Source organism: Gilliamella sp. A7, assembly GCF_002142015.1.
GTDB classification, from domain to species: Bacteria; Pseudomonadota; Gammaproteobacteria; order Enterobacterales; family Orbaceae; genus Gilliamella; species Gilliamella apis_A.
The window spans coordinates 41,676-47,965 of the sequence record NZ_NASN01000017.1 but is presented as its reverse complement, the minus strand read 5'-3'; the positions used below and the strand labels follow the sequence as shown (position 1 = coordinate 47,965).

The following is a 6,290-nucleotide window of genomic DNA, read 5'->3' as shown; positions in this document are numbered from 1 at the left end:
TAAAAATACGCTAAGTAGTATATAAAATACCGTGCTTAACGTATTTTGCAACCTTTTTTTAAAATTAGCTAAATTTAGATGAATTCTCTGACACACTGATATAATTAATTAACAAAAAATAATTAAATTTGTTGCCTAAGCATTATCAATACGGTATAGACTTCTCAATTATTTTTACAAAAATAAACTCAATAAACTAACTCTGAATAACCATTATCTAAAAAATGTAATCACAATTAGAACTGTTACTAGTAATGACAGTTTTTTACCGAGTAGGTTTTCTAAAGGATGTTTTTTGTTTCCAATCTACAGAATATCTTGAAACTGGAAATTTATCTGTTGTTGAATAAGGTAAAATAAGTTACGAAAGGGTGCCATACCGAATGCTGATGAAATCAGAGCAGGTAATAAACTTTCTGAACCTTCGCTTCGATGTAATATTTAAAAAAATGAAGTTAATAAACCTAATATTAAAACACAATATTTGTGGGATGAAGAAATTGGTAGACTTGATGTTGAGACATGTCATGTCTGCCATAGGTTATTAATTGAAAATGATGAAGAGCCAATTCTATTCGATTCTTATGTCAAAGAAGATAAATAAACTAGAATAAAAAGATGGCCGGAGTGGAAATTATGTGTACATTATAGATACTAAAGGAACTGTTACTCATCAAAGATTTATTCCCGATGGGATCATTAATGGAAAGCCTAATCAGAGAGCAAAAAATAATAGGTAATAATTATGATCTATAATATAACAAAAAATGATATTAAGCTTAATTAGCAAGACTTATTGGCTATGAACACTAGAAATTTAATTAGTCGACAAAATTTAAATGAGTTGTCAGGTTCAGATATTAAAAGAGCAGTAAAGCATATGACAGCTAATGGATTTTAAGCTTCTCAATCTATAGATGTAGCTATCATTAATGGAAAAAGATTATTATAAAGTAGAGGAGGCGCCTTCGAGATACTCGATATGAAAGAATATATTAACGAAATGCTCCAATTACAAAATAATTTACTGTCTCTTTTTAAAAGGAATTACCCTACAGTTAAGCATCACAATTTATTATTAGATTGCCTCCGCATTGGAGAATTAGATGTTCATGGACAAGAATGGTTATTTAAAAAGCATGGTAAAGGACTGAAATTTAAAAGAAAAAAACCTTTACCTGAACTCATTGTTGATATGCATAACTATTTTTCAGAGCCGGATGTATTGGATGAATGGCGATTAAAACAATATCTTGATTCACTAAGTGTGTCTTATTCTAAGAATGATGTTCGTAATTGTCTAAATGAACTGACATTAGCCTGTGTTTAAAAAAAATATCAGAGCAACAATATAAGTTAAATGAAGAGAAATTACAGGATTTAAGTTACTAATATAGCACGATTACAGTAAGTAATAAGCTTAAATCCAGAGTTGCCATAATATTATTTTAACTTAAACTAAGTTAAGCTATATGGTGAACAAGTCATTACTGATATTGGTTGTAACTTAACCATAAGTAGTGAACAATAACTAGATAGTTGGCTAAACTATGCCTAAACCAACTATTTTATATTAACTCATCAACCAATAAATCATTTGCAGCTGTGCCGGCAGCAACTACTAAGGCTCAATGGCAACATATATCCAACGCTATTGATTATGGCAAAAGCCGAGGTGTTAAACTTATTATAACAGAGGTGAAATAATGGATTTTACAAAACAAGAGTGGTTTTCTGCTGGAGCGTATGAAAATCAAGATTTTATCAATATTAGCACTTTTTCTGGATTCCGAATTAAAGCCAGAGATCCTGATGGTGCAAATCTATTATTATCAAAAGATGCGTCTAACGAAGAATTAGGTCAGGCGGCACTATTAGCTTTGTCTAAAAGCCGAAAAATAGCACAAAGCGAGATAGCTACTTTTTTTGATAGAGATAACGTCAATCAACGTTATAATAATTGGGTTGCTAATTTAATGGACAAGTATGGTTATAAAACTAAACGGGCGTTATTTAAAAAGATGATGCGATGTTCAATTGAAATTAGAAATGGTGTTTTAACTATTTCTCCTTCTATTCATGAAAAGCTAGAAGGTTGGGGGGGTGAGGGGTTTACCGAAAGTGATAAAGTCATTTTACCTATTAATAGTTCACCAGAAGAAATTGGTGCAGGGCTAAGATTGGCATTTAGTCGTTGTCGCTAGTTGATAAAACTATATCAATTTGATGAATTAATAAATTCTATTGTCCCAAGAAGTGGTAAAGATGGTAATAAATAGTGAAAGTGAAGAAGAAATTGATTATAGAAGAAGTCTTCCTTGGGAAAAACAAGTAAGTCTAGAGAAAAATAAAAAATGGAGTTTAGAAAACTGGCTTGTGTGGTTTAAACCAGAGACCAAAGAGTGGTTTTAGTGGAATAATCATAAATTTGATGGTGAAATTGAAAATATAAATTTTTTAATTGAGGTTACAGCACTAGATGATCCTTTTGCATCAGGTGCATTTAAATGGTTATTTAGAGCTTGTGTGCAATTAATGTCATTTCTACAGATGATCTTTAGTTTATGCATCTGTCGTCAAGTTCTGCGACACTAGTCGCAGAACTGAACTGACTATTTATATACTCAGCGTTCTAGTTCACAAATTGAACAATTAACTCGCCTTTTTTAGTGGTAATGACGAATGGTCTATATTGAATCAGAATTTACCCAACTAAAGGATTTTAAAGATAAACAGTGAAAAAGTAACATCCTTTGTTATAGTTAACTCTTTTACGCATAATTCTCCCAAATTATGACCACTTCATTCATATTCGAATATCATTAAGATGGTATAGACTTCTCAATTATTTTTACAAAAATAAACTCAATAAACTAACTCTGAATAACCATTATCTAAAAAAACACCATCGTTCAATTAGCATATTTGCAAGTAAAGTTGCAGTAGATATCATCCGAAAACAATTGTATGGCAAAGAAAATTTAACCGAAGCAGAAAAAGAAAACATCAGTGCACTATCACAGTTAGCTGCTGGCAGTGTTCGTGTTGATGATGTTGGCACAGCATTTAGTAGCAGTAAAAACCTAGTTGAGAATAATTCTTTGGCTCAAGATGCCGTTATTATTTGGCGAGTTCTTCGGCCGAGTGTATTAGGTCAGCCTGTTACAATTACAGCCGCAGATGTGCTGATTGGGAAAAATTTAAGTGACAAGGAGGTATAAGCCTTTTAGATGATTTATTATTTGCGCAACAAAGCTTAATTAGGTTAGCTTTAGTCGATCCTGTTGGAGATAGTCAATTAGCAGGAACCCAAGCTGGATCAGCTACTGAGAGGCAAGCTTACCGTCTGATAATGATAAAAACAAACCAATCGATAAAATAAAAGAAGAAAAGAAAAAAAGAAAAATTAAATAACCTTCCTGATAATGTTCAAAATACATATTCTAAACATGAAAAAAATGGTTGAAATGGCAATTTTAATGGTCAGACACCAGGAACCAATGCTGGTAGAATATTCAAAAATAGTGATAATCAATTATCTACAGTTGATAGTAAGGGTAACTCAATTACTTACAGGGAATTTGATGTCAATAATAAAATAGCAGGTCAATCTAGAGATGCTGAGCGTTTGATTAGAGGAAGTGATAACTCAGTTTATTATACAAACAATCATTACCAAACATTCATAAAATTAACTAAATAGAGAACAACTAATATGAATAACCAAACTATTTATATTGCTAAAGGACAAGAAAAACAAATTATTAAAAAATACAATTTAAAAAATTATTATATTGCCAAACTGGATGGTTCAAATATTCATACATTTAGTGACTATATGAATGCAATAATTATAGCTTTCCAGTTTCCTAAAAATATGTTTATAAACACCAACAGTATTGATGCATACAATGATTGGATGAGAGATCTAACATGGATAGATCAATATGATGGATATATATTAATTATTGAAAATTTTGAACAAATGATGAGTTCTTATCCAAAAGAAAAAGGTATTATAATGGATGAGTTTCGGGAGACTATTTGTCCTTTTTGGAAAGATGAAGTTTTACATACGGTTGTAGATGGAAAAGCAAAAGGTTTTTTTGTATTACTTGTTGATTAATATTTTTATTAGTTTTATATAGTTATTTTCAGTTCTGCGATCTCTATTGCAGAATTGAGATAATTTTTACTAAATACACAATCTATTTCGCAAGTTAGGCAATTAATTTATCTTTTTTAGAGGTAATGGTTACAGGTTGTTCGGTAGTAAATCCTACCGCTTCTAACCAATTGCCTTTTAAGTGTAGCGCAGTCTCTCGTAGGGTTTTAGTGGTGGTTTTAGTTTTGGCAGTTTTTGCCATAGAATGGGTGTTAGTCATGATAACTACTCCTTGGAGCTTAAGTTATTGTGATTAGACATTTTTACGGGGCGCAACCGGTAAGGATGAAGCTAAATATCAATTCAGCCTTTAGCCAATGAATTTAAAGTATGGTTACATATCTTAATATAATCAGATATTTTTTCGACCGGCCAGTGCGCAACCAATTTTTTATGACTATAACAATGAAGCAAGAATAATAAATAGAAATTTATAACAAAACAGGTAAAACTTCTTATACAAATCAATTATTATCTTGTAAATTATCGGCAACAACAAATACTTTGCTTAATATTTAATAGAATGTATCATTTTCTTAAAAATGATAAGGTAAAGAAATGATGTCAATAAAAATTGGTTTTACAGGTGACATCCGCATAGTTGAATTAGGTACAGACAGTGATATTTGACGCAGATTTTAAAGCATTTTATGAGTGTATTGAATGTGCTATAGTAAGTTATGAAGCGTTCAAATCGCGTCCTAATTATAACTACGAACCTGTAATGGTAGCAATTTCTACCATTCCTTATTCTATAAGCTACAGTAAGATCCCTTTATCTGTTTTCGATAATTTACAATCGGACGAGAAACCAATTTAGTGGACTGGCAAAATTCCTAAAACCACAACGTAATTACTTTTATCTTACCTCTAATCCCTCTTTTCCTCAAAATTTTAAGAAAAAGATAGGATAGATATTATTACTGATTTTAATTTCCCATTAACGTTTATGGAAAGGGCAATTGGGAAACAGGCACGAAATAGGAGTTTAATCAAATCAAAAATTAGAACTTTTAGTCGTTGATGTTTTACCTTATAGTTGATGAACCATAATTATATTCTGATCAATATTGTCTCTATATAGCTTATAGAAATCCCGCAATTAAGTGTTTAGGTTATGATGGCTTATATTTAAATGCTATAACAATATAACTATTTATTATTATTCAAATAGTTCTTTATTACTATAATCAAGTACATCCTAATGATATTTCTTAATATCTTTATTTAAATAGAAACTTACACAAGGATGGAAAAATTATGTGCTCTTTCCTGTCTTTTTATAAAAACATTTTTGCCGTGATTATTGGCGTTGTTTTTCTTTTAATAACCCCTTTATCGGTAGCAAAAACTGATGAGAATTCCAGTGTATTAAGAGTTGGCATTGATTTGACCTATGCGCCTTTTGCTTATCTAGAAAATAATCAAGCTGAAGGTTTTGACCCTGATTTTATGCGTTTGTTAGCACAAAAGTCTCATAAGATAGCTGAATTTAATGATACTCGAATTGAAAATATTATTATTGGACTGGAATCAGGCCATTATGATGTTGTAGCTAGTGCTTTATATGTTAATGGTACACGAGCTAAACAAGTTGATTTTATTCCTTATTTACAGACTGGTGGTGTGCTATTAGTTCGGCAAGATGATAAATTTAATCCACAAACCTTAGAAGATTTATGTGGTAAGAGTGTATCGTCAATGAAAGGGGCAGCGTGGATTGAAACCATGAATCAGATCAGTGAGACATATTGTAAATCTCACCATCTTCAGGCCATTATGGTAAAAGAGTACCCAAGTGCGCCAGAAGCTTCTCAAGCGCTCCTTTCACATGGTGTTGATGTGCAATATGAAGATGCTGCAGTGGCAAATATGGTGATCAAACAACTAAATAACAGTTTGAAAATCACTAGCAAAAATATGATAAATCCTGTTCTTATTGGTTTGGCTGTGCGCAAGAATGATACGGAGTTCAAGCAATATTTGCTCGATCTTATTAAATCGGTACGACAATCTGGCGAATACGATCTATTGTTAAAAAAATATAATTTAGCTTATCCCAATCAATCATTACTACAAGATAATATTGAGTTTATTGCTACCGATTTGGTAGGCAATTTAAAAC

Annotated in this window: 9 protein-coding genes and 1 pseudogene; 9 read left to right on the top strand and 1 reads right to left on the bottom strand. The window is 31.3% G+C overall.

Annotated elements, in window-relative coordinates:
• Positions 1-982: 982 nt before the first annotated feature.
• From B6D18_RS06335 to B6D18_RS06315, 7 genes are all read left to right on the top strand, one after another.
• The gene (locus tag B6D18_RS06335) at positions 983-1,330 is read left to right on the top strand and encodes a hypothetical protein (RefSeq protein WP_086363673.1); all 348 of its coding nucleotides are present in this window, start codon (positions 983-985) and stop codon (positions 1,328-1,330) included.
• Positions 1,331-1,605: 275 nt separating this feature from the next.
• Positions 1,606-1,707 (top strand): hypothetical protein, encoded by a 102-nt coding sequence (locus B6D18_RS13005; RefSeq protein ID WP_371328877.1) that lies wholly within the window; start codon positions 1,606-1,608, stop codon positions 1,705-1,707.
• A complete protein-coding gene (locus B6D18_RS06330) occupies positions 1,707-2,204 on the top strand; it encodes a contact-dependent growth inhibition system immunity protein (RefSeq protein ID WP_086363672.1) in 498 nt (165 codons plus the stop codon). The genes B6D18_RS13005 and B6D18_RS06330 overlap by 1 nt, the downstream gene beginning before the upstream one ends.
• Before the next feature lie 61 nt (positions 2,205-2,265).
• Positions 2,266-2,412 (top strand): hypothetical protein, encoded by a 147-nt coding sequence (locus B6D18_RS12590; protein ID WP_158092532.1) that lies wholly within the window; start codon positions 2,266-2,268, stop codon positions 2,410-2,412.
• Positions 2,413-2,963: 551 nt separating this feature from the next.
• Positions 2,964-3,221: a VENN motif pre-toxin domain-containing protein gene (locus B6D18_RS12585; RefSeq protein ID WP_158092531.1), complete on the top strand. Its 258-nt coding sequence runs from the start codon at positions 2,964-2,966 to the stop codon at positions 3,219-3,221.
• A 290-nt stretch (positions 3,222-3,511) separates the two neighbouring features.
• Positions 3,512-3,703, top strand: a complete 192-nt coding sequence (locus tag B6D18_RS13000; RefSeq protein WP_086363675.1) for a ribonuclease domain-containing protein — start codon at positions 3,512-3,514, stop codon at positions 3,701-3,703.
• Between the two features lie 12 nt (positions 3,704-3,715).
• Complete coding sequence (locus B6D18_RS06315) at positions 3,716-4,126, top strand: barstar family protein (protein WP_086363670.1); 411 nt, start codon at positions 3,716-3,718, stop codon at positions 4,124-4,126.
• Between the two features lie 94 nt (positions 4,127-4,220).
• Here B6D18_RS06315 and B6D18_RS06310 read toward each other — a convergent pair whose 3' ends face one another.
• A complete protein-coding gene (locus B6D18_RS06310; protein WP_086363669.1) occupies positions 4,221-4,385 on the bottom strand; it encodes a SymE family type I addiction module toxin in 165 nt (54 codons plus the stop codon).
• 399 nt (positions 4,386-4,784) lie between these two features.
• On the opposite strand from B6D18_RS06310, the gene B6D18_RS12490 reads away from it, so the two are divergent.
• Both B6D18_RS12490 and B6D18_RS12995 read left to right on the top strand, forming a co-directional pair.
• Positions 4,785-4,985: a hypothetical protein gene (locus B6D18_RS12490; RefSeq protein WP_144063958.1), complete on the top strand. Its 201-nt coding sequence runs from the start codon at positions 4,785-4,787 to the stop codon at positions 4,983-4,985.
• A gap of 440 nt (positions 4,986-5,425) precedes the next feature.
• Positions 5,426-6,202: pseudogene (locus tag B6D18_RS12995) on the top strand (transporter substrate-binding domain-containing protein); the annotation flags it as partial.
• Positions 6,203-6,290: the final 88 nt, after the last annotated feature.

Excerpts from the sequence above, each read along its gene's own strand:
- B6D18_RS06335 (WP_086363673.1), top strand. The coding sequence starts at position 983 with ATGAAAGAATATATTAACGAAATGCTCCAATTACAAAATAATTTACTG.
- B6D18_RS06330 (WP_086363672.1), top strand. The coding sequence starts at position 1,707 with ATGGATTTTACAAAACAAGAGTGGTTTTCTGCTGGAGCGTATGAAAAT.
- B6D18_RS12590 (WP_158092532.1), top strand. The coding sequence starts at position 2,266 with ATGGTAATAAATAGTGAAAGTGAAGAAGAAATTGATTATAGAAGAAGT.
- B6D18_RS06315 (WP_086363670.1), top strand. The coding sequence starts at position 3,716 with ATGAATAACCAAACTATTTATATTGCTAAAGGACAAGAAAAACAAATT.
- B6D18_RS06310 (WP_086363669.1), bottom strand. The coding sequence starts at position 4,385 with ATGACTAACACCCATTCTATGGCAAAAACTGCCAAAACTAAAACCACC.